Annotated in this window: 17 protein-coding genes and 1 pseudogene; 7 read left to right on the top strand and 11 right to left on the bottom strand. The window is 71.6% G+C overall.

Features of this window, described 5'->3' with window-relative positions; all coding sequences use genetic code 11:
- Positions 1-40: 40 nt before the first annotated feature.
- Positions 41-892 carry an alpha/beta fold hydrolase gene (locus WML84_RS04920; protein WP_347345027.1) on the bottom strand — a complete coding sequence of 284 codons (852 nt, stop codon included), beginning with the start codon at positions 890-892 and terminating at the stop codon, positions 41-43.
- Between the two features lie 76 nt (positions 893-968).
- Between WML84_RS04920 and WML84_RS04915 the strand changes: the two genes are divergently transcribed.
- Both WML84_RS04915 and WML84_RS04910 read left to right on the top strand, forming a co-directional pair.
- Positions 969-1,427 (top strand): MarR family transcriptional regulator, encoded by a 459-nt coding sequence (locus WML84_RS04915; RefSeq protein WP_347345026.1) that lies wholly within the window; start codon positions 969-971, stop codon positions 1,425-1,427.
- Positions 1,424-2,764, top strand: coding sequence for an MFS transporter (locus tag WML84_RS04910; RefSeq protein ID WP_347345025.1), 1,341 nt, complete (start codon positions 1,424-1,426; stop codon positions 2,762-2,764). The genes WML84_RS04915 and WML84_RS04910 overlap by 4 nt, the downstream gene beginning before the upstream one ends.
- A gap of 533 nt (positions 2,765-3,297) precedes the next feature.
- On the opposite strand, the gene WML84_RS04905 is transcribed toward WML84_RS04910, so the two are convergent.
- Positions 3,298-4,311, bottom strand: a complete 1,014-nt coding sequence (locus WML84_RS04905; RefSeq protein WP_347345024.1) for a LacI family DNA-binding transcriptional regulator — start codon at positions 4,309-4,311, stop codon at positions 3,298-3,300.
- A 108-nt stretch (positions 4,312-4,419) separates the two neighbouring features.
- Here WML84_RS04905 and rhaI point away from each other — a divergent pair, with 108 nt between their 5' ends.
- Genes rhaI through WML84_RS04890 form a run of 3 tightly spaced genes read left to right on the top strand, consistent with a single transcriptional unit; the run spans position 4,420 to position 9,055 of the window.
- Complete coding sequence (gene rhaI, locus WML84_RS04900) at positions 4,420-5,586, top strand: L-rhamnose isomerase (protein ID WP_347345023.1); 1,167 nt, start codon at positions 4,420-4,422, stop codon at positions 5,584-5,586.
- A gap of 5 nt (positions 5,587-5,591) precedes the next feature.
- A complete protein-coding gene (locus WML84_RS04895; RefSeq protein ID WP_347345022.1) occupies positions 5,592-7,628 on the top strand; it encodes a bifunctional aldolase/short-chain dehydrogenase in 2,037 nt (678 codons plus the stop codon).
- Positions 7,625-9,055: a rhamnulokinase family protein gene (locus WML84_RS04890; protein ID WP_347345021.1), complete on the top strand. Its 1,431-nt coding sequence runs from the start codon at positions 7,625-7,627 to the stop codon at positions 9,053-9,055. The genes WML84_RS04895 and WML84_RS04890 overlap by 4 nt, the downstream gene beginning before the upstream one ends.
- 34 nt (positions 9,056-9,089) lie before the next feature.
- Here WML84_RS04890 and WML84_RS04885 read toward each other — a convergent pair whose 3' ends face one another.
- From WML84_RS04885 to WML84_RS04860, 6 genes are all read right to left on the bottom strand, one after another.
- Complete coding sequence (locus WML84_RS04885) at positions 9,090-9,959, bottom strand: sugar phosphate isomerase/epimerase family protein (protein ID WP_347345020.1); 870 nt, start codon at positions 9,957-9,959, stop codon at positions 9,090-9,092.
- A gap of 42 nt (positions 9,960-10,001) precedes the next feature.
- Complete coding sequence (locus tag WML84_RS04880) at positions 10,002-11,153, bottom strand: ABC transporter permease (protein WP_347345019.1); 1,152 nt, start codon at positions 11,151-11,153, stop codon at positions 10,002-10,004.
- Positions 11,150-12,163: an ABC transporter permease gene (locus WML84_RS04875; RefSeq protein ID WP_347345018.1), complete on the bottom strand. Its 1,014-nt coding sequence runs from the start codon at positions 12,161-12,163 to the stop codon at positions 11,150-11,152. Before WML84_RS04875 ends, WML84_RS04880 begins: the two co-directional genes overlap by 4 nt.
- On the bottom strand, positions 12,160-13,671 hold the full coding sequence (locus WML84_RS04870) for a sugar ABC transporter ATP-binding protein (protein ID WP_347345017.1): 1,512 nt from the start codon (positions 13,669-13,671) through the stop codon (positions 12,160-12,162). The genes WML84_RS04875 and WML84_RS04870 overlap by 4 nt, the downstream gene beginning before the upstream one ends.
- A 121-nt stretch (positions 13,672-13,792) precedes the next feature.
- Positions 13,793-14,827 carry an autoinducer 2 ABC transporter substrate-binding protein gene (locus WML84_RS04865; protein ID WP_347345016.1) on the bottom strand — a complete coding sequence of 345 codons (1,035 nt, stop codon included), beginning with the start codon at positions 14,825-14,827 and terminating at the stop codon, positions 13,793-13,795.
- Between the two features lie 45 nt (positions 14,828-14,872).
- On the bottom strand, positions 14,873-15,673 hold the full coding sequence (locus WML84_RS04860) for a DeoR/GlpR family DNA-binding transcription regulator (RefSeq protein ID WP_347345015.1): 801 nt from the start codon (positions 15,671-15,673) through the stop codon (positions 14,873-14,875).
- 159 nt (positions 15,674-15,832) lie between these two features.
- On the opposite strand from WML84_RS04860, the gene WML84_RS04855 reads away from it, so the two are divergent.
- A complete protein-coding gene (locus WML84_RS04855; RefSeq protein WP_347345014.1) occupies positions 15,833-16,555 on the top strand; it encodes an L-ribulose-5-phosphate 4-epimerase in 723 nt (240 codons plus the stop codon).
- A gap of 151 nt (positions 16,556-16,706) precedes the next feature.
- Here the strand turns inward: WML84_RS04855 and WML84_RS04850 are convergent, their stop codons facing one another.
- From WML84_RS04850 to WML84_RS04840, 3 genes are read right to left on the bottom strand one after another with little or no spacing between them, the layout of a single operon-like run.
- The gene (locus WML84_RS04850) at positions 16,707-17,552 is read right to left on the bottom strand and encodes a transglutaminase family protein (RefSeq protein ID WP_347345013.1); all 846 of its coding nucleotides are present in this window, start codon (positions 17,550-17,552) and stop codon (positions 16,707-16,709) included.
- The gene (locus WML84_RS04845) at positions 17,549-18,481 is read right to left on the bottom strand and encodes an alpha-E domain-containing protein (RefSeq protein WP_347345012.1); all 933 of its coding nucleotides are present in this window, start codon (positions 18,479-18,481) and stop codon (positions 17,549-17,551) included. The genes WML84_RS04850 and WML84_RS04845 overlap by 4 nt, the downstream gene beginning before the upstream one ends.
- Positions 18,475-20,148: a circularly permuted type 2 ATP-grasp protein gene (locus WML84_RS04840; RefSeq protein ID WP_347345011.1), complete on the bottom strand. Its 1,674-nt coding sequence runs from the start codon at positions 20,146-20,148 to the stop codon at positions 18,475-18,477. The genes WML84_RS04845 and WML84_RS04840 overlap by 7 nt, the downstream gene beginning before the upstream one ends.
- Before the next feature lie 97 nt (positions 20,149-20,245).
- Between WML84_RS04840 and WML84_RS04835 the strand changes: the two are divergent.
- Positions 20,246-20,741, top strand: a pseudogene (locus tag WML84_RS04835) (oxidoreductase); the annotation flags it as partial.

Here is a 20,741-nt window from a genome sequence, read left to right as displayed (position 1 = left end):
GGATGCGGGGGTGCGACGGGCGGGGGCGGATGCCGTCGGGTCAGGGCGTGCGGGCGGGGAAGCGCGCGTCGAGCCACGCCACGATGTCGGCGCGCACGTCGTCCTGCACGACCTCGTTGAGGATCTCGTGGCGCGCGTCCGGATAGACGAGCGTCGTCACGTCGCTCAGCCCCGATCGCCTCCGGTACTCGGCGGCGAGCCGGTGCACGCTGCGCGGTCCACCGACCGTGTCGTCGCGACCGACCAGGAGCAGGATCGGCACGTCGCGGCCGAGATGGGCCCGGGGCCTGCCGACGAGGCGCGCGGCGTCGAGCGGGCCGAACAGCTTCATGAGCGGCGTCACGGTCGTGAGCGGGTCGTCGATGAAGGCACGGCCGACGGCGAGGTCGCTCGAGAGCCATTCCGTGCCCATGGCGCCCTTCGCCTTCCACGGCGCGTTGAGGTCGCCGGAGTTGAGCGATCCCGGCCAGCGCAGGGCCGAGCCCGACAGCACGACCGCGTCGTACGCCTCGGGATGGCGGTCGAGCAGCATCTGCGCGAGGAACGACCCCCACGAGTGCCCGAGCAGCACGAGCGGCAGCCCGGGGTTCTCGGCGCGGATGAGCTCGGTGAAGCGCCAGCACGCGGCGACCGCGGCGCGCAGGCCGCCCGGACCGAGCCGACCGAGCTTCGTGGCGTCGCCGTGGTGCTGCTTCATACCGGTGCGACCATGCCCGCGATGGTCGTCGGCGTACACGGTGTAGCCGGCGGCGTTGAGCGCGGCGATCGTGGCGCCGTAGCGACCGGCGTGCTCGCCCACCCCGTGCAGCAGCTGCACGACCGCGCGCGGCTCGTCGACGGGGTGCACGTCGTAGACGATCGCGATGCCGTACGCGTCGATGAACTCGCCCATGCGCACGAGTCTATGTCCGGCATCCGTCGCCCTGACGAGATCAGGATGGGCCGGCCGAATTTACTTAGCAAGGTTAATGAGCTATGCTAAGAAAAATATGGATGCCGATCTCTCCTCCGCTCTCGCCGCCGAGGCCACCGATCTGCGCACCGCCACCTTCCGGCTCGCCCGGCGCATCCGCGCCCAGCGGGCCGTCGACAGGATGAGCGACGGGCAGTTCACGGTTCTCGCCACCCTCAAGGTCCACGGACCGCACACGCTCGGCGAGCTCGCCGATCGCGAGCGCGTCTCGGCGCCGTCGATGACGCGCACCGTCAACTGCCTCGAAGAGGCCGGCTACCTCACCCGCAGCCCGGGCGAGGAGGACCGCCGCAAGGTGCGCATCGCGCTCACCGACGCCGGCCGCGCGATCGTCGAGGAGACCGCCCGACGCGGCGACTCGTGGCTCGCGGCATCGCTCGCCGATCTCACCGCCGAGCAGCGTGCCACGCTCGCCGCCGCGGCCGCGATCATGCAGGAGGTCGCGACCCGATGAGCTCCATGTTCCGCTCCTTCTCCGAGTACAACTACCGCGTCTGGTTCCTCGGCGCCTTCGTCTCCAACGTCGGCACGTGGATGCAGGCGACCGCGCTCAGCTGGGTGGTGCTGACCGAGCTGACGCAGAACGACGCCGGCGCCATGGGCATCACGATGGGTCTGCAGTTCGCGCCGCCGCTGCTGCTGGTGAGCGTGACCGGGTGGGTCGCCGACCGCTTCGACCGCCGCCGGCTGCTCATGATCACGCAGCTCCTGCTGCTCCTCCTCGGCACCGCGATCGGCGTGCTGCTGCTCGTCGGCGTCATGACGCTGCCGCTCATGTACGCGTTCGCGCTGGGCCTCGGGATCGTGGGCGCCTTCGACACCCCCGCACGGCAGGCGTTCGTCTCCGACCTCGTCTCGCGCACCTACGCCGCGAACGCGGTCGCCCTGAACTCGGCGTCGTTCAACGGCGCGCGCATGATCGGCCCCGCCATCGCGGGCCTCGTGATCGTCGCGGTCGGCACCGGCTGGGTCTTCCTCCTCAACGGCGTCACGTTCGTCGCGATGATCGTCGCGCTCGCGCTCCTGCGCCCCGAGTCGCTCGCGCCGCGCGTGCGGGCGCCGGGTGCGGCCCGACTCGCCGACGGGTTCCGCTACGTCGCGCGCCGGCCCGACCTGCTCGTCATGTTCGTGATGGTGTTCCTGCTCGGCGCGTTCGGCATGAACTTCCCGATCTTCGCCTCCACGATGGCGCTCGAGTTCGGCCAGGAGGCCGACGGCTACGGCCTGCTCAGCTCGATCCTCGCGATCGGCTCGCTCGCCGGCGCGCTCATGGCGGCGCGGCGCGACCGCGCCCGCATGCGCCTCGTGATCGTGGGGACCGGGCTGTTCGCGATCGCGGCATCCGTCTCGGCGACGATGCCGAACTACTGGCTCTACGCGGTGACGCTCATGGCCACCGGGTTCGCGGTCGTCACGACTCTCACCACCGCGAACGGCTACGTGCAGACGACGACCGATCCGGCCCTGCGCGGGCGCGTGCTCGCGCTGTACATGGCGATCCTGATGGGCGGCACGCCGGTCGGCGCACCGATCGTCGGCTGGGTCGCCGCGCAGTACGGCGCGCGGGCCGCGATCCTCGTCGGCGCCGCGGCGGCGGCGGTCGCGTTCCTGATCGGCGGGATCTGGATGCTGGCATCCGGCCGCCTGCACCGCTCGGAGTCGCGCCGGTTCGCGCTCGAGATCGACCTCACGCGTCCGATGGACGTCGTCGTGCCCGAGCAGTTCAGCGATGAGGTCGCCGCGACGACGCCGATCACGCTGCCCCGCGATCCGGCATCCCGCCGCACCTGACGCCCGGACGGTCGCCGCAGCTGACGTCCCGCCGCCGTGCCGCCGCAGCTGACGTCCCGCCGCCGTGCCGCCGTGGCCGCACGCTGCGGGCACCACGCCCGGGTCGCCGTGCCGCGTCGGGTCACTGCTCCCCCGCGTCGGGTCACTGCCCGCTGCGCCCAGTCACTGCGCTCCAGCACAGTGACTCGCACGCAGCACAGTGAGTCGGTGGGCGGACGGAGCCGAACAGCGGGCGCGGGCGCCGCCGCCAGCCGCCACGTCCGGTCACTGCCCCGCGCGTCCGGTCACTGCCCCCCAACGTCCGGTCACTGCTCCCCGCGTCGGGTCACTGCCCTCTGCGCCGAGTCACTGCACCCACGCCCAGTCACTGCGCTCCAGCACAGTGACTCGCACGCAGGACAGTGAGTCGGCGGGCGGACGGCCGCACGGCGGGCGGGCGGACGGGGGCCGACCGCCGGCGGACGGGGGCCGCACGGCGGGCGGGCGCGCACCCGGCGGGCGCCGACGCGGGCGCGGGCGGCCGGCGAGCGGGGTCAGCCTCCGGAGGACGCGCGCACCACGAGCTCGGGACGGAAGCGGACGTGCCGCGGCTCGGATGCCGGGTCGTCGAGCACGGAGAAGAGCACGTCGACCGCGGCGGCGCCGATCTCGCGCGCGGGCTGGCGCACCGAGCTCAGCGGCACGACGGTCGCCTGGGCGAAGTCGATGTCGTCGTAGCCGACGAGCGCCAGGTCGTCGGGGATCCGCACCGAGCCCAGGATGCCGGCGCCCTGCAGCACCCCGACGGCGAGCAGGTCGTTCGCGCAGAACACGGCGTCCGGCCGTTCGTCCACCGCCCGGCGGGCGATCGCCTCGCCCACGTCGCGGCCGCGCAGCACCGTGAGCTCATCGCACTCGATGACCTCGAGCGCGGCGTCCGGCGCGGCCGCGAGCGCGCGCCGGGCGCCTTCGAGCCGGTCGGCGACCTGCCGCACGGACGGCGGTCCGCCCACGAAGGCGATGCGGCGGCGCCCCTGCGCGAGCAGATGCGCGACCGCGAGCTGGCCCCCCTCGACGTCGTCGACGGCGACCGACGGCAGCCGTCCCCCCTCGAGCTCGGCGTCGAGGAGCACGACGGGCAGCCCCGCATCGGCCAGCTCCGCGAGCATCCGCGCGCGATCCGGGTCGAGCCCGTGGGGCGTGAGCAGGATGCCGTTGACGCGCTGCTCGCGGAAGAGGTCGAGGTAGGCGTTCTCGCGCTCGCCGTCGTGATCGCTGTTGCCGAGCAGGACCGACAGGCCGCGCTCGCGCGCGCGCTCCTCGGCGCCGCGGGCCACCTCGGCGAAGAACGGGTTCGCGCTGTCGAGCACGATCAGCCCGAGGCTGCGGCTTCGGCCGGCCCGCAGCTGTCGCGCGGCGTCGTTGCGCACGAAGCCCAGCCGTTCGATCGCCGCCTGCACGCGGGCGACCGTGGCGGGGGCGACGGTCTCGGGGCGGTTGAGCACGTTCGACACGGTGCCCACCGACACCGACGCCGCTGCCGCGACATCCTTCACCCCGACTGCCATCGCCTGCCTGTCCTTGACGGATACTCCCGTTCACACTACAGTTTGAATCGTTTCAGAGCCGGCTTCTCCGCCGGCTCACCGAAGTACCGACGACGAAGGCGACGCATCGTGACCACTCTCTCCCCCGACGTGCAGTCCGCCCTCGCGGCGCAGGCGATCGAGCTGCCGAGCTGGGCGTTCGGGAACTCCGGCACCCGCTTCCGCGTGTTCCCCACGGCCGGCACGCCGCGCGACCCGTTCGAGAAGATCGCCGACGCCGCGCAGGTGCACCGGCACACCGGCCTCGCCCCGAGCATCGCGCTGCACATCCCGTGGGACCGGGTCGCCGACTACGGCGCGCTGCGCCGGCACGCCGAGGACCTCGGCGTGACCCTCGGGACGATCAACTCCAACACCTTCCAGGACGAGGACTACAAGTTCGGCGCGCTCACCCACCACGACGACCGCATCCGGCAGAAGGCCGTCGACCATCACTTCGCCTGCATCGACGTGATGGATGCCACGGGATCGCGCGACCTGAAGATCTGGCTCGCCGAGGGCTCGAACTATCCGGGCCAGAACGACATGCGCAGCCGGCAGGACCGCCTGCACGACTCGCTGCGGCGGATATACGAGCGCCTCTCGGATCGGCAGCGACTCGTGCTGGAGTACAAGTTCTTCGAGCCGGCGTTCTACCACACCGACGTGCCGGACTGGGGCACCTCGTACGTGCAGGTGGCCGCGCTGGGCGACCGCGCGATGGTGTGCCTCGACACCGGTCACCACGCCCCGGGGACTAACATCGAGTTCATCGTGATGCAGCTGCTCCGTCTCGGCCGGCTGGGCTCGTTCGACTTCAACAGTCGCTTCTACGCCGACGACGACCTCATCGTCGGGGCCGCCGACCCGTTCCAGCTGTTCCGGATCCTCGTCGAGGTGATCCGCGGCGGCGCACTGAACAACCCGGAGGTCGCGTTCATGCTCGACCAGTGCCACAACATCGAGGCCAAGATCCCCGGCCAGATCCGCTCCGTCCTGAACGTGCAGGAGATGACCGCCCGCGCGCTGCTGGTCGACCGCGAGGCGCTCGCCGCGGCCCAGCGGTCGAACGACGTCCTGACCGCCAACGGCATCCTGATGGACGCGTTCCACACCGACGTGCGCCCGGCGCTCGCCGCATGGCGCGAGTCGCGGGGCCTTCCCGCCGACCCGCTCGCCGCCTACGCCGCGTCGGGATATCAGCAGAGCATCGAGGCCGACCGCGTGGGCGGCGCGCAGGCCGGTTGGGGGGCGTGAGAGCCGTGGTCACCGAGACCGTCACCGAGCTGATCGCGCGCAGCAACCGCCTGGGCGCCGAACCGGAGAACACGAACTACGCGGGGGGCAACACGTCCGCGAAGGGCGTCGACGTCGACCCGGTCACCGGGGAGCCGGTCGAGCTGCTGTGGGTCAAGGGCTCCGGCGGCGACCTCGGCACGCTGACGCCGGAGGGCCTCGCGGTGCTCCGCCTCGACCGTCTGCGCGCGCTCGTGGACGTGTACCCGGGCGCCGAGCGCGAGGACGAGATGGTCGCGGCGTTCGACTACTGCCTGCACGGCAGGGGCGGAGCCGCACCGTCGATCGACACCGCCATGCACGGGCTCGTGGACGCCGCCCACGTCGACCACCTGCATCCCGACGCCGGCATCGCGATCGCGACCGCCGCCGACGGCGAGCGCCTCACGTCGTCGATCTTCGGCGACCGCGTGGTGTGGGTGCCGTGGCGTCGCCCCGGCTTCCAGCTCGGCCTCGACATCGCCGCGGTCAGGGCGCGGAACCCCCGCGCGATCGGCTGCATCCTGGGCGGACACGGCATCACCGCGTGGGGCGACACGTCCGACGAGGCCGAGGCCCGCAGCCGCTGGATCATCGAGACCGCCGCGGCCCACATCGCCGCGCACGGCAGGAGCGACCCGTTCGGGCCCGCGCGTCGCGGCTACGAGGCCCTCGACGACGCCGACCGGCGCGCACGCGCGGCCGCCCTCGCCCCCACGATCCGTGGGATCGTCTCCACCGACCGACCGATGGTGGGCCACTTCACCGACGCCGCCGTCGTGCTCGACTTCCTCGCGTCCGAGAAGGCGCCGGCGCTCGCCGCGCTCGGCACGAGCTGCCCCGACCACTTCCTGCGCACCAAGGTCAAGCCGCTCCTGCTCGACCTGCCGGCCACGGCATCCGTCGACGAGCAGATCGCGCGCCTGCACCAGTTGCACGCCGACTACCGCGCCGACTACCGCGCTTACTACGACGCGCACGCGACGGCGGACTCCCCGGCCATCCGCGGCGCCGACCCGCTCATCGTGCTCGTGCCGGGCGTCGGCATGTTCTCGTACGGCGCCAACAAGCAGACCGCGCGGGTCGCGGGTGAGTTCTACGTCAACGCGATCAACGTCATGCGCGGTGCCGAGGCGCTGTCGACCTACGCCCCGATCTCGGATGCCGAGAAGTTCCGCATCGAGTACTGGGCGCTCGAAGAGGCGAAGCTGCGGCGCATGCCGGCGCCCAAGAGCCACCAGGGCCGCATCGCGTTCGTCACCGGGGCGGCGTCGGGCATCGGCAAGGCGATCGCGACCCGCCTCGCCGCCGAGGGCGCGTGCGTCGTCGTCGCCGACCTCGACCTCGAGAAGGCCCGCGCGGCGGCCGCGGAGCTCGGCAGCGCCGACGTCGCGATCGGCGTGGCCGCGAACGTCGCCGACGCCGACGCGGTGCAGGCCGCGGTCGACGAGGCCGTGCTCGCCTTCGGCGGCGTCGACCTCGTCGTCAACAACGCGGGGCTGTCGCTGAGCAGGTCGCTGCTGGAGACCACCGAGCAGGACTGGGATCTGCAGCACGACGTCATGGCGAAGGGCTCGTTCCTCGTCTCCAAGGCCACGGCGCCGGTGCTCATCGCGCAGGGCCTCGGCGGCGACATCGTCTACATCTCCTCCAAGAACAGCGTGTTCGCCGGTCCGCACAACGTCGCCTACTCGGCCGCCAAGGCCGACCAGGCGCACCAGGTGCGGCTCCTCGCCGTCGAGCTCGGCGAGCACGGCATCCGCGTCAACGGCGTCAACCCCGACGGCGTCGTGCGCGACTCCGGCATCTTCGCGTCGGGCTGGGGCGCCAACCGCGCCGCCACGTACGGGGTGAAGGAGGAGGAGCTCGGCCAGTACTACGCCAACCGCACGATCCTCAAACGCGAGGTCGTGCCCGAGAGCATCGCCGACGCGGTCTACGTCCTCACCGGCCCCGAGCTGTCGCGGACGACCGGCCTCCACATCCCCGTGGACTCGGGCGTCGCCGCCGCCTTCCTGCGATGAGCACGGCAGCCGTCGCGGCGATCGACCTCGGCGCGACGAGCGGCCGGGTCATCGTCGGCCGCGTCGCCCCGGACACGCTCGAGACCACGACCGTCGCCCGCTTCGGCAACGAGCCGGTCGCCACGGGCGACGGCCTGCACTGGGACGTGCTCGCGCTGTACGGGGCCGCGTCGAGCGGGCTCCGCAAGGCGATGCGCGCGGAGCCGGGCATCGCGAGCGTCGGGGTCGACTCGTGGGCCGTCGACTACGGGCTGCTCCGCGGCGGACGGCTGCTCGGCAACCCCTACCACTATCGCGACGAGCGCACCGCGCGGGGCGTGCGGGCCACGCACGCGCGCGCCGACCGCGAGCTCCTCTACGCCCGCAACGGACTGCAGTTCCTGCCGTTCAACACCCTCTACCAGCTCGCGGCCGACGACCCCGACCTGCTCGGGTTCGCCGACACGATGCTCCTGATCCCCGACCTCATCGCCTTCTGGCTCACCGGCGTGGCGCGCGCCGAGCAGACCAACGCGTCGACCACCGGCCTGTACTCCCACGGCGCGCGCGACTGGGACGACGTCCTCATCGACCGCCTCCGCCTCCCCCGCCGGCTGTTCCCCGAGACCATCGCCCCCGGCGAGACGCTGGGCCCCCTCGCCGCCCCGGTCGCGGCGGCCGTCGGGGCGGGCGCCGGGCTCTCCGTCACGGCCGTCGGCTCGCACGACACGGCATCCGCCGTCGTCGCCGTGCCGATGGATGCCGCGTCGTCCGTCTACATCTCGTGCGGCACGTGGGGCCTCGTCGGCGTCGAGGTCGAGCAGCCCGTCCTGACCGAGGCGGCACGATCGGCGAACTTCACGAACGAGGGCGGCGTCGACGGGCGCGTGCGACTGCTGCACAACGTCATGGGGCTGTGGGTGCTGACCGAGACGCTGCGGCGGTGGGAACGCGACGGCCACGCCGTCGACCTCTCCGCGCTCCTGGCGGCCGCGAAGGACATCGCCGCACCGGTGCCGGTCTTCGACATCAACGACGACCGGTTCCTGCCCGGCGGAGACATGCCCGCGCGCATCGACGCGTGGTGCGCCGAGCACGGGCTCGCCCCGCCGGCGACGCAGGCGGCGTACGTCCGCAGCATCATCGAGTCGCTCGCGCAGGCCTTCGCCGACATCGTGCCGGTCGCCGCGCGACTGGGCGGCGTCGACGCGCGCACGATCCACCTCGTCGGCGGCGGCGCGCTCAACGAGCTGCTCTGCCAGCGCACCGCCGACCGCTCCGGCCTGCCCGTGCTCGCCGGACCGGTGGAGGCGACGGCACTGGGCAACATCCTCATCCAGGCGCGGTCGCTGGGCCACGTCACCGGCACGCTCGAGTCGCTGCGCGATCTCGTACGGCGCACGCAGCACCCGCGGCGCTACGAGCCGAGGGGGCGGGACCGGGGCTGAAGGCTCCGACCCGCCCCCTCGGCGCGGCCCGTCGTCAGTGCATCTCGATGGTCTCAACGGCACGGATGCCGTCACGGATGAAGCGGTTCGCGTGCGCCGCCAGGTCGTCGGAGTCGTTCCACAGGTTGCGCCAGATGGCCAGCGAGCGGGTCAGCTGGTCGTCCACCACGACGCTGGAGAACGACTCGAACACCACCGGGCCGTCGTAGCCGGTGCGGTGCAGCGCACGGAACAGGCTGTCGAAGTCGACCGACCCCGAGCCGAGGTAGCCGCGATGGCTCTCGCCGATGTGCACGTACCGCAGCCGGTCGCCCGCATCGAGCACCGGGTCGTACATGCCCGACTCCTCGATGTTCATGTGGTACGTGTCCAGGTGCAGATGGACGTTGTCGCTGTCCACCTCGTCGAGGAACGCCAGCCCCTCCCGCGCGGTGTTGCACACGTTCGTCTCGTACCGGTTGACGATCTCGAGCGACAGCTGCACGCCCGCCTGCCGCGCATAGGCGCCCAGGCGCCGCAGCGCCTCCGCGCTGTTGCGGCGGCCCGCGGCGCTCGCCGGGGCGGTGTACTTCTGCAGCGCGGAGTAGATCACCCCGCACAGGTCCGTCCCGCCCACGGCGGCCACGACGTCGATCGCGCGCGTCAGCAGGTCCTCGCCGCGGCGCACCGTCTCGGCGTCCTCGCTGGAGAGATCGGTCGCCGCAGTGAGGCCGAGCGAGGCGGTCATCTCGATGCCGTGATCGGCGAGCAGCCTCCCCGCCAGCTTCTCGTCGAAGGCGAACGGGTCCATGAGGGGCATCTCGATGAAGTCGAACCCGGCCCGCTGCACCCCTTCGATGGCGGTCTCGATCCCCTTCTCATCGAAGGAGCCGGAGAACACGAATCCGTGGCATCCAATACGCATGTCGTCTACCTTTCGTCACTGGTCAGATGGTGCCCCGGGCGCTCAGCCGGCGGAGCCGGAGCCCGTCCCCGAGCCGGCCGGCTGCGCCGCGGGCGTCTGCGTCACGGTGTCGGCGACGCTCTTGGACTTCCGACGCAACTGCGTGCGGCTGAGCAGGGCCGACCCCACGAGCACCAGGCCGAGAGCGAGCAGCTGCACCTGCGCCCCGTCGTTGCCGGGCACGACGAGCAGGATCGCGGCGTTCAGCCATACGATCAGGAGCGCCGCCAGCAGCACGCCGGAGAGCCGGCCGATGCCGCCCGTGATGGCGACGCCGCCGAGGACGGCGATCGTGATCGCGGGCAGGGCCATGCCGGCGCCGCTCGTGCCCGCATCCGGCCGGGCCGACGCGAACTGGGCGACCGTGTAGACCGCGACGAGACCCGACACGCCGCCGGCGAACGTGTACGCCAGCATGCGGGTGCGCCGCGTGTCGATCCCGGCCCACTGCGCCGCGGTGTCGTTCGTGCCGATCGCGTACAGCCGGCGACCGTACGTCGTGCGGTTCAGCAGGAACCACGCCGCCACCGCGACGGGGAGCAGGAAGGTGAAGACGCCCAGCGGAACCAGCGGCAGCGATCCGCCGATCAACGGGATCTCGACCGCCTTGGCCGCGCCGTACAGGTCGCGGATCGCGTCGCCCGAGATCGGCTTCTGGTTGCTGATCACGAGCGCGAGCGACCGGTAGGCGTAGAACGTCGCGAGCGTCGTGATCAGCGCGGGGAACCCGAGGTAGGCGGTGAGGTAGCCGTTGATGGCGCCGAGCAGCGTGCCGACGAGCACGCCCAGCACCACCGCGACGCCGAGCGGGACCCCGGCCTGCTGGTACAGGATGCCGAAGACGACGCCGGAGAGCGAGACCATGGCCCCGACCGAGAGGTCGATGCCTCCCTTGCCCGACGTGATCACGACGAGCTCCGCGAGCGCGAGCAGCGCGAGCGGCACGTACGCGATGAGGGTCGAGGCGAGGTAGTCGCTGTCGAACCGCCCGCGGGTCATGCCCATGGCGTCGAGGATCGCCATCACGACCAGGAGCAGCACGATCAGGGCGAACAGCAGCGTCGCACGCTCCCGGAGGTTGCCTGAGATCCAGGACCTCGCACGAACCATCGGCCCGGGGGCCTCGACGGGCCTCGTTGTCTCGACGGCGTTCATGAGCGCCTCCTGGCTCGTTCGCGGATGAGATCGGTGCCGACGGCGACGATGATGAAGATGCCGACGAACAGGTACGAGAGCTGTGACGGCCAGCCGAGCTGGGTCACTCCGGTGATGACGGTCTGCACGAGCATCGCTCCGAGGAGCGTGCCGATCACGCTGCCGCGACCGCCCATGATCGACGTCCCGCCGATCACGACGGCGGCGATGACCTGGAGCTCCTTGCCCGCGCCGACCGACTGGTCGAGCGTCGACGTGCCGGTCGCGATGACCATGCAGGCCGCGAGTCCGGCGAACAGGCCCGTCACCGCGTACACGCCCACGAGCCGCGGCTTGACGTTGATGCCCGCGAGCCGCGCGGCGTCGGCGTTGCCGCCGATCGCGTACAGGTTGCGGCCCGGTCGCGTGTAGCGCAGGAACCACCAGGCGGCTGCCACGACCACGACCGCGATCGCGAACGAATGCGGGATGCCGAGGGTCTGGCCGGCCGATCCCCGTCCGAAGAAGGAGAGGGTGTCGGGGATCCCGTTCACGGTGGAGGAGTTGAAGACCCTCAGTCCGATGAACTGGAACAGGTTCGCCGTGCCGAACGTGATGATGATCGGGTGCACCTGGCCGTAGGCGATCAGCGCGCCGTTGAGCGCGCCGAGCACGAGGCCGATCGCCATCGCCAGCAGCACCGCGACGATCAACGGGATGTCGAAGGTCACGAGGGTCCGTGCCGTGATCACCGCGCTGACCATGATCATGCCGGCGACCGACACGTCGATGCCCGCGGTGATGATCACGCACGTCATGCCGACGCCGATCAACGCGATCGGCGCGACCTGGACCAGGAGCGGTCCGATCGATCCGGGCGTGAGGAACGACGGCGTGAAGAACGCGAGCAGCGCCCACAGCACGGCGATCACGACGAGCAGGACGATCTCCTGCCCGGTCACGACGGGCGGGAGGATGCGCCGGAGGTCGACCGAGACGCCTCCGGTGCGAGCGGGAGCCGTGACGTTCATGCTGCCTCCTCCTCACTGCCGGCACCGGCGGCCGCGGCGAGCAGCTGGGCCTGGGTCGCGCCCTGCGCGAACTCCTGGGCGACCCGCCCGGCGCGGAACACCAGCACGCGGTCCGACACCCGCAGCACCTCGGCCAGGTCGGTCGTGATGACGAGGATCGCGGTGCCCTGGTCTGCGAGCTCGCCGATCAGGTTGTGGATCTCCTCCTTGGCACCCACGTCCACTCCCTGCGAGGGCTCCGCCAGCACGAGCAGCTCGGGCTTGCGGACGATCTGCCGCGCGAGCACCACCTTCTGGGCGTTGCCGCCCGACATGGCCGCGATCGGCTGGCGCTCGGTGGGCGTCTTCACCGCGAGCCGGCGGATGAGGTCGCGCGCGATCGTGCGCTCGCGCGGCGGCGAGACCCAGCCGCGCACCTTGCCGAGCAGGCCCAGGGAGCCGATGGAGATGTTGAACGCGATCGACTGGAACGAGAACGCCCCCTGCGATGCGCGGTTGGCCGGGAGCATGCGGATGCCGCGGCGCTGCGCGGCGGCCGGCGACTGCACCGGCTCGGCGCTCCCCACGACGCGCAGGACGCCGCTGGTCGGCCGGCGCATGCCGTAGGCGACGTCGCCGACCTCGGCCGCCCCCGATCCGACCAGACCGTAGAGGCCGACCACCTCGCCCGCCCGGACCTGGAGGGAGACCTCCTCGAAGTGGCCGTCGAGCGTGAGGCCGTCGAGCTCGAGGAGGGGCTCGCCGAGCGTGCCGGTCGTGCGCGTGCCGTCGGTCAGCTCGCCGCCGACCATGTGCTCGACGATCTGCCGGACGCTGAGCTCCTCGATCGGCTTGGTCATGACGGTCTGGCCGTCGCGCATGATCGTGACGGTGTCGGTGATGCGGAACAGCTCGTCGAGCCGGTGCGAGATGTAGATGATCGAGACGCCCTCGGACGAGAGCCGCCGGACGACGCCGAAGAGCACCTCGATCTCGCTGTCGGTCAGGATCGCGCTCGGCTCGTCGAGGATGAGGATGCTCGCCTTGTCGAGAAGCGCCTTGGCGATGGAGACCTGCTGCTGCTGGGCGATCGAGAGATACCCGAGCGGCTGGGCGGCCACGCCCCGGTCGAGCCCGACCAGGTCGAGCAGCTCGAGCATGCGCGGCGCCTGCTCGTGCCAGTCGATGACGAGGCCCTTCGTGATCTCGCGCCCGACGAAGAAGTTCTCGGCCACCGTCAGCTCGGCGAACAGCTGCGGCTCCTGATAGACGGTCTGGATGCCGTGCTCGATGGCGGCCGCCGTCGAGCCGATGACGACCGGCGCGCCGTCCAGCTCGATGGTGCCCTCGTCGGCGCGGACCGCGCCGGCGAGGATCTTGATCAGCGTCGACTTGCCGGCGCCGTTCTCGCCGACGAGCGCATGCACGCTGCCGGGCATCACGGTGATGTCGGCGTGCCGGATGGCCCGCACACCGCCGTACCGTTTGGCGATGCCGCGCATCCGCAGGCGCGGGGTGGGATCGGACATGATGCTCCCTGCATCGTGCGGCGTCGGCCGCGGGGGTCATTGGGGGTTGCGCCGGCGTGCGGCGAGGGGGGTGCCGGGGTGCGGCGAGCGCCGCACCCCGGCGGATCGTGCGATCCGAGGATCAGTAGTCGTAGTCCCCGGCGTTCTCGGCGGTGAAGATCATCGGCGGACCGAGGAGCAGGACCTTGGTCGAGTCGTCGTACTCCACGGCGGGCAGCGCGTCGCTGACCTTGTTGGTCGCCTCGAAGCCGGCGTCACTGGCCAGCTGCACGCCGGCCCAGCCGGTGAGGTAGCCCAGCGCCTCGACGTCCCAGAGGATCGAGCCGCTCGACGCGCCCGACTCGAGGTAGGGCTGCATCGACTTCGGCGTGCCGAGACCGACGGTGAACACCTTGCCGATGCGTCCGGCATCCGTCACGGCCTGCGCGACGCCCGGCGCGGACGACGTGCAGACGCCGACCAGACCGGTCAGGTCGGGGTGCGCGTTCATGAGGTCGGTCGCCATCGAGGTCGCCGCCGCCTGGTCCTCGCCCGCGTAGACGACGTCCACGATCTCGGAGTCGGGGTACTTCTCGGCGGTGTGCTCGCGCATGACCTCGATCCAGGCGTTGAGGTTCGCCGCCGTCTCGCCGCACGAGACGATCGCGTACTTGCCCTTGCCGCCCATGGCCTTCAGCAGCGTGTCGGTGAGCGTCTCGCCGATGCCCTGCGACGACGCCTGGCTCACGAACACCTCGCGCACCGAGTCGGGCGCGTCGGTGTCGGTCGTGGCGACGTGGATGCCGGCGTCCTTCGCCTCCTGCAGGAGCGGGGCGAGCGAGTCGGGGTCGTTCGGCGCGACGAAGAGCACGTCGACGCCCTGCTGGATGTACGACCGGACGATGTCGGCCTGCGCGGCGGCATCGGCCGTGGTCGGGCCCTGGTACAGCCATGTGAAGCCGAGCTCCTCGGCCGCCTTCTGGCCGCCGGTGTTCATCGCCTCGAAGTAGGGGATGCCCTGGAGCTTCGGCACGAACGCGACGGTGAGGTCGCCGCCGCCGCTGTCTCCACCGCCGTCGGACGCGCCGCTGTCGTTGCGCGAGGTGCAGCCGGCCATAAGGAGCGCCGCGGTGGCCGCTGCGGCCACGGTGACGGCGATCCTGCGTGAGATCTTCATCGATACTCCTTTTCTTGGTCTGTCCGTGCGGACAGGTTGTCGGTGTTATTCGGAGGGGACGTCGGCGGAGGCCATGGGGCTCTCCGCCTCTAGGAAGGGCGCGAGCTCGACGCCGACGCCGAGTGCGCGCCACGTGGCGGCGACGTCCGCGTCGAGACGGTCGTCCGTCACGAGGCTCGTGATGGCGTCGGTGGGGCAGAACGCGTGGAAGCCGAAGCCCGAGGCCTTCTCGGAGGCGAACACTGCGTGCACGTCGGTGCAGGCGTCGACGAGCATGCGCTTCGTGGCGGACTCCTCGGGCGCGAACTCGAGGAGGCCCCGCTCGACGGAGAGCCCGGTGATCCCGAAGAACCCCTTGGAGATCCGTCCGAGCCCGATCAGCTGGTCGGCGCTCCCCCCGACCAGGCCGCTCGACTCCCGCCGGACGAGGCCGCCGGGCATGATGATGCGCGCCGCCGAGCGGCTGAGGAAGAGCGTCGCGATCGGCAAGGAGGACGTCACGACGACGAGGTCCTGCCGGTCGACGACCTCGCGGGCGACGAAGTAGGCGGAGCTGGAGGTGTCGAACGCGACGACGTCACCGTCGACGACGAGCCGAGCCGCGGCGTGCGCCACGGCCTGCTTGGCGGCGACGTCGATCCGCAGCCGCTTGGGGAACTCCCCCTCGCGGAACGCCGCACCGACCGCTCCGCCGCGGGTGCGGATGAGGTGGCCGCCGGACTCGAGATGCTCGAGATCCTTGCGGACCGTCACCGACGACACTCCGAGCGTCTCGGCGAGCTCGTCCACGCGCACGTCTCCGCGTTCGTCGAGGAGCTGCATGATGCGGAGCTCGCGCTGCCTCATGGCACTCCTTCCTCGCCCTTGCGGAACCTGCCGTCGTCTCGCATCATATTCATTGACTTTTGCTCTGTGCAAGTATCGAAGAATTACGAAAGCATTTCGATGGAGATCGAAACCCGATCCGTCGAACGGCACACCGTCACACGAACCCAGGAGAGCCCGGTGTCACACCCCACCCCCGCCGAAGCGGCCCCCGATCTCGACGCCGCGATCCGCCGGACGCGCGCGGACGTCGCAGCCCTGCACGCGGAGCTCGTGCGCTACGGACTGGTGGTGTGGACGGGCGGCAACGTATCCGGTCGCGTGCCGGGCGCCGACCTCTTCGTCATCAAGCCGTCCGGGGTCTCGTACGACGAGCTCACGCCCGAGAGCATGATCCTGTGCGACCTCGACGGCGCCGTCGTCCCCGGCACGCCGGGGAGCGAGCGGGCGCCGTCGAGCGACACGGCCGCCCACGCGTACGTGTACCGGCACATGCCCGAGGTCGGCGGCGTCGTGCACACCCACTCCACCTTCGCGGTGGCGTGGGCGGCACGCGGCGAGGAGATCCCGTGCGTCATCACGGCGATGGCGGACGAGTTCGGCGGTCCCGTCCCGATCGGTCCCTTCGCGATCATCGGCGACGACTCCATCGGGCGCGGCATCGTGGAGACGCTCCGCGGGCACCGGTCTCGGGCGGTGCTGATGCAGAACCACGGGCCCTTCACGATCGGCGTGTCGGCGAAGGATGCCGTGAAGGCGGCCGTCATGGTCGAGGACGTCGCCCGCACCGTGCACTACGCCCGGCAGGGCGGCCCGACGGTCGCGATCCCGCAGGAGGCCGTCGATCGCCTCTACGACCGCTATCAGAACGTCTACGGTCAGAGCGGCGACGAACGGCGCTGAGCATCCGGCCCGCCGCGCGTCGCGGCACCGGCCACCGGCATCCGGCCCGCCGCGCGTCGCGGCACAACGTCGGAGAACGGCACACGATCGGATGCCGGGACCACGGATGCTCCGACGGACCGCCGATCTCCGACGGACGGCATCCTCGTGATCAGGCCTCGCGGGTGATCGTCACCTTCACGTGCAGGTCGCTCTTGAACGTGCCGGCGTAGACGCCGCGCAGCGGCGGCACGTCGTTGTAGTCGCGACCGCGGCCGACGAGCACGTGCCGGTCGCCGATCTCGATCGTGTTGGTGGGATCGAAGCCCTGCCAGCCGCCGGCGAACCACTCCACCCACGCGTGCGACTCCCCCGCGACGGCGACGCCGACCTCGGCCTCGGGCCGCGGGTGCAGATACCCGGAGACGTAGCGCGCCGGGATGCCGACCGCGCGCAGCGCGCCGAGCGTGACGTGGGTCACGTCCTGGCACACGCCCTTGCGCGCCGCCCACGCCTCCTTCGCCGTCGACTGCACGCCGGTGACGCCCTGCACGTACTCCACGGCGTCCCCGATCGCCGTCGAGATCGCGAGCGCCGCCGATCCGGGATCGTCGTGCTCCGCGGCGATCGCGCGCGCGATGTCGACGACCTCGGCGGGCGGCTCGGTGCGCGGCGTCTGCGCGAGCTGCTCGACGATGTGGATCGACCGCTCCGACTCGCGCGTCAGGCGGTTCCACGACATGCCGGTGCGCTCGATCGGCCGCGGACGCACCTCGACGAGCGAGCGCGCGGTGATGCGCAGCGACGCGTGGCTGGCGAGCACGTCGAACGCGGCGACGCGCGTGCCGAAGTAGTCGACGTAGTGGTTGACGCTCGTCGACGGCTCGATGTCGAGCTGCGAGCTCAGCACGAACTGGCTGTCGGTGGAGCTCGGCAGCATGCGCGCCTCGTTGTACGAGGCGGCGACGTCGCCGGGATACGTGAACCCGGTGGCGTGCTCGATGCGCAGTCGCTTCATGAGGTCTCTCCGATCCAGCTCGGCTCGGTCTGCGTCGGGAAGAAGCGCCCGCGGATGGCCTCGGACGCCTCGCGGGTGACCTCCTGGACCTGCTCCATGTGCGCGGGCAGCTCGTCGAGGATCTCGGCGAACGGACGGTACTCGAGGTCGTTGCGGATGCGGCCGAGCGCGCGCAGGACCGTGTTGGAGTGCCCGACGCGGTCGGCCACCGGGTCGATCGCGCGCATGCACTCCTCGGCGCGCTGGATCGAGTGGATGATCGAGCGCGGGAAGAGCCGGTCGAGCAGCAGGAACTCGGCCGCGTACTTCGCGCCGGTCACGCCGCGGTAGGTGCGCAGGTAGGCCTCGTACGCGCCGCACGAGCGGAGGATCGTGGTCCACGAGGGTCCGGATGCCTCGGTCAACGACCGCGTGGCCAGGATCCGCGCCGTCATGTCGGTGCGCTCGATCGAGCGCCCCAGCGTGAAGAACTGCCACGCCTCGTCGCGGCTCGTCGAGGAGTCGATGACCCCGACGGCGAGCGCCGAGCGCTCCCGCACCCACTTGAAGAAGTCGTGCACCTTCTCGTTGTTGATGCGCCGCGGCATGCGCGCGTAGGTCGTGTTGAGCGTCTCCCACAGGTCGGTGGAGACGATCTCGCGCGCCCGCCGGGCGTTCTCGCGCGCGGCCTGCAGCGCGTAGGCGATGCTCGACGGGTTGTTGCGGTCGACGGCGAGGCGCGCCAGCACGTCGCTGCGGGTGACGCGCTCCTGGTCGCCGGCGGGGAACGAGCCCATGACCGACAGCAGCGAGCGGCACGCCACGTCCTCGTCGATCCACGGGTCCTCGAGCAGCAGCTGGAGGTGGACGTCGAGGATGCGGGCGGTGCCGTCGGAGCGCTCGATGTAGCGGCCGATCCAGAACAGCGACTCGGCGATGCGGCTCAGCATGTCGGCGCACCTCCCTGCTGCTGTTGCTGTTGCTGCTGTTCGCTGCGCCCCCGCGGCCGGTCCTGCGGCGAGAAGCTCGGCTCGGACTGCGGGTCGTAGATGATCGGGATCGCGCTCGTGGGCGCGGCCTGCTCGTCGACGAGGTTCGACAGGTCGCGCTCGGTGCCGTACTCGACCGGGGTCGGCGCGGTGCCGCCGACGATCCAGGTGTCCTTCGACCCGCCGCCCTGGCTGGAGTTGACGACGAGCTGCCCCTCCGGCAGCGCGACGCGCGTGAGGCCGCCGGGGAGCACCCACACCTCGTCGCCGTTGTTGACGGCGAACGGGCGGAGGTCGGCGTGACGGGGCCGCATGCCGTCCTCGACCAGGGTCGGGATGGTGGAGAGCATGACCACCGGCTGCGCGATCCACCCGCGGGGGTCGGCCTTCAGACGGCGGCGGAGCTTGTCGAGCTCGGCGCGACTGGCATCCGGGCCCACGACGAGCCCCTTGCCGCCCGAGCCGTCGACGGGCTTGACGACGAGCTCGTCGAGCCGGTCGAGCACCTCTTCGAGCGCGCCCGGATCCTCGAGCCGCCACGTGTCGACGTTCTTCAGCAGCGGCTGCTCGGCGAGGTAGTAGCGGATGAGGTCGGGCACGTACGTGTACAGCAGCTTGTCGTCGGCGACGCCGTTGCCGACCGCGTTGGCGATCGTGACGTTGCCCAGGCGCGCGGCGAGCATGAGGCCCGGGGCGCCCAGCATCGAGTCGGCGCGGAACTGCAGCGGGTCGAGGAAGTCGTCGTCGACGCGCCGGTAGATGACGTCGACGCGCTTCGGCCCGCGGGTCGTCCGCATGAAGACCTTGCCGCCCACGCACAGGAGGTCGCGGCCCTCGACGAGCTCGACGCCCATGAGGCGGGCGAGGAGCGTGTGCTCGAAGTAGGCGGAGTTGTAGACGCCCGGGGTGAGCACGACCACGTTCGGGTCCTCGACGCCCGGCGGCGCGGAGGCGCGCAGCGCCTGCAGCAGCTTGTTCGGGTACTCCCCCACCGGGTGCACGTGCATCGAGTGGAAGAGCTCGGGGAGCGTCTGGGCCATGACGCGCCGGTTCGAGATGACGTAGCTGACCCCGGACGGCACGCGGACGTTGTCCTCGAGCACGCGCATCTCGCCGTGCTCGTCGCGGATGAGGTCGATGCCCGACACCTGGATGCGCACGCCGTTGGCGGAGTGGATGCCGGCGGCCTGACGGTAGAAGTACTGCGACGACGCGATGAGCCTCGCCGGCAGCACGCCGTCGCGCACGCAGTGCTGGTGCCCGTAGGCGTCGTCGAGGAACGCCTCGAGCGCGCGCACGCGCTGCGAGACGCCGGCCTCGATGCGCGACCACTCGTCGTAGTCGATGACGCGGGGGACGGCATCCAGCGGGAAGGGCCGCTCCTCGCCGGCGAAGTCGAACGTGACGCCCTGCGCGAGGTACGAGCTCGCGAGCGAGTCGGTCCGTCCGCGGAGCTCCTCCTGGGTCATCTTCGCGAGCGCGTGGTACAGCTCGCGGTACGTCTCGCGCGACTCGGCGGCGGCGCCGGCGTGCACCGGCTCGTGGAACATCTCGTCGAAGGCAGGCACGCCGGAGGCGGTCTTTCTCGGTGCGAGTGTGGAGCCGTATCCGTCGAACAGGTCGCCCATGCGCATGAGCCTAGTGGCCGGAATGTTAACGGGGTATGACGCGTCCCGCCCGCCGCCGACGGACCACCCCGGCGTCGTGCGGACGTACGCTGGCATCATGGCCGACGCGGTTCCGGGTCGCCTCTCCGCGACCCTCCTGGGCATGGCGTCGGCCTCGCTCGGAGCCGGGGTCGGCGAGCTCGCCGCGGGCCTCGTCGCGCCCGCCGCCAGCCCGTTCGCGGTCGTGGGCGGGGCCCTCATCGACGTCGCGCCGCCATGGGCGAAGGACGCCGCGATCGCGCTGTTCGGCACCGACGACAAGGTCGCGCTCCTCGTCGGGATCGCTCTCGCGCTCCTCGTCCTCGCCGCCCTCGCGGGGCTCTGGGAGGCGCGCCGCCCGCCCTGGGGCCGGGTCGCGCTGGCCGGCTTCGGCGTCGTGGGCGCGGTCGCCGCCATGACGCGCGCCGACGCGGGCGGGCTCTCGTGGCTGCCGTCGACTCTCGCCGGAGCGGCGGCCGCGACGGCGCTGTGGCTGCTGACCCGCATGGCGCGTTCGCTGTCGGCGGCGCACGGCATGCAGACCGATCTCGAGCCGACGGCGCGCACCGCGGGGA

The organism is Microbacterium sp., from assembly GCF_039812165.1.
In the GTDB taxonomy this organism is placed as follows: domain Bacteria; phylum Actinomycetota; class Actinomycetes; order Actinomycetales; family Microbacteriaceae; genus Microbacterium.
The sequence above is the reverse complement of the archived record's forward strand: the minus strand, read 5'-3'. Positions and strand labels throughout refer to the sequence as shown.

Coding starts and splice junctions, on each gene's coding strand:
- WML84_RS04840 (WP_347345011.1), bottom strand. CDS start 20,148: ATGGGCGACCTGTTCGACGGATACGGCTCCACACTCGCACCGAGAAAG.
- WML84_RS04860 (WP_347345015.1), bottom strand. CDS start 15,673: ATGAGGCAGCGCGAGCTCCGCATCATGCAGCTCCTCGACGAACGCGGA.
- WML84_RS04845 (WP_347345012.1), bottom strand. CDS start 18,481: ATGCTGAGCCGCATCGCCGAGTCGCTGTTCTGGATCGGCCGCTACATC.
- WML84_RS04910 (WP_347345025.1), top strand. CDS start 1,424: ATGAGCTCCATGTTCCGCTCCTTCTCCGAGTACAACTACCGCGTCTGG.
- WML84_RS04885 (WP_347345020.1), bottom strand. CDS start 9,959: ATGCGTATTGGATGCCACGGATTCGTGTTCTCCGGCTCCTTCGATGAG.
- WML84_RS04850 (WP_347345013.1), bottom strand. CDS start 17,552: ATGAAGCGACTGCGCATCGAGCACGCCACCGGGTTCACGTATCCCGGC.
- WML84_RS04865 (WP_347345016.1), bottom strand. CDS start 14,827: ATGAAGATCTCACGCAGGATCGCCGTCACCGTGGCCGCAGCGGCCACC.
- WML84_RS04870 (WP_347345017.1), bottom strand. CDS start 13,671: ATGTCCGATCCCACCCCGCGCCTGCGGATGCGCGGCATCGCCAAACGG.
- WML84_RS04880 (WP_347345019.1), bottom strand. CDS start 11,153: ATGAACGCCGTCGAGACAACGAGGCCCGTCGAGGCCCCCGGGCCGATG.
- WML84_RS04890 (WP_347345021.1), top strand. CDS start 7,625: ATGAGCACGGCAGCCGTCGCGGCGATCGACCTCGGCGCGACGAGCGGC.
- WML84_RS04920 (WP_347345027.1), bottom strand. CDS start 892: ATGGGCGAGTTCATCGACGCGTACGGCATCGCGATCGTCTACGACGTG.
- WML84_RS04915 (WP_347345026.1), top strand. CDS start 969: ATGAGCTATGCTAAGAAAAATATGGATGCCGATCTCTCCTCCGCTCTC.
- WML84_RS04905 (WP_347345024.1), bottom strand. CDS start 4,311: ATGGCAGTCGGGGTGAAGGATGTCGCGGCAGCGGCGTCGGTGTCGGTG.
- WML84_RS04875 (WP_347345018.1), bottom strand. CDS start 12,163: ATGAACGTCACGGCTCCCGCTCGCACCGGAGGCGTCTCGGTCGACCTC.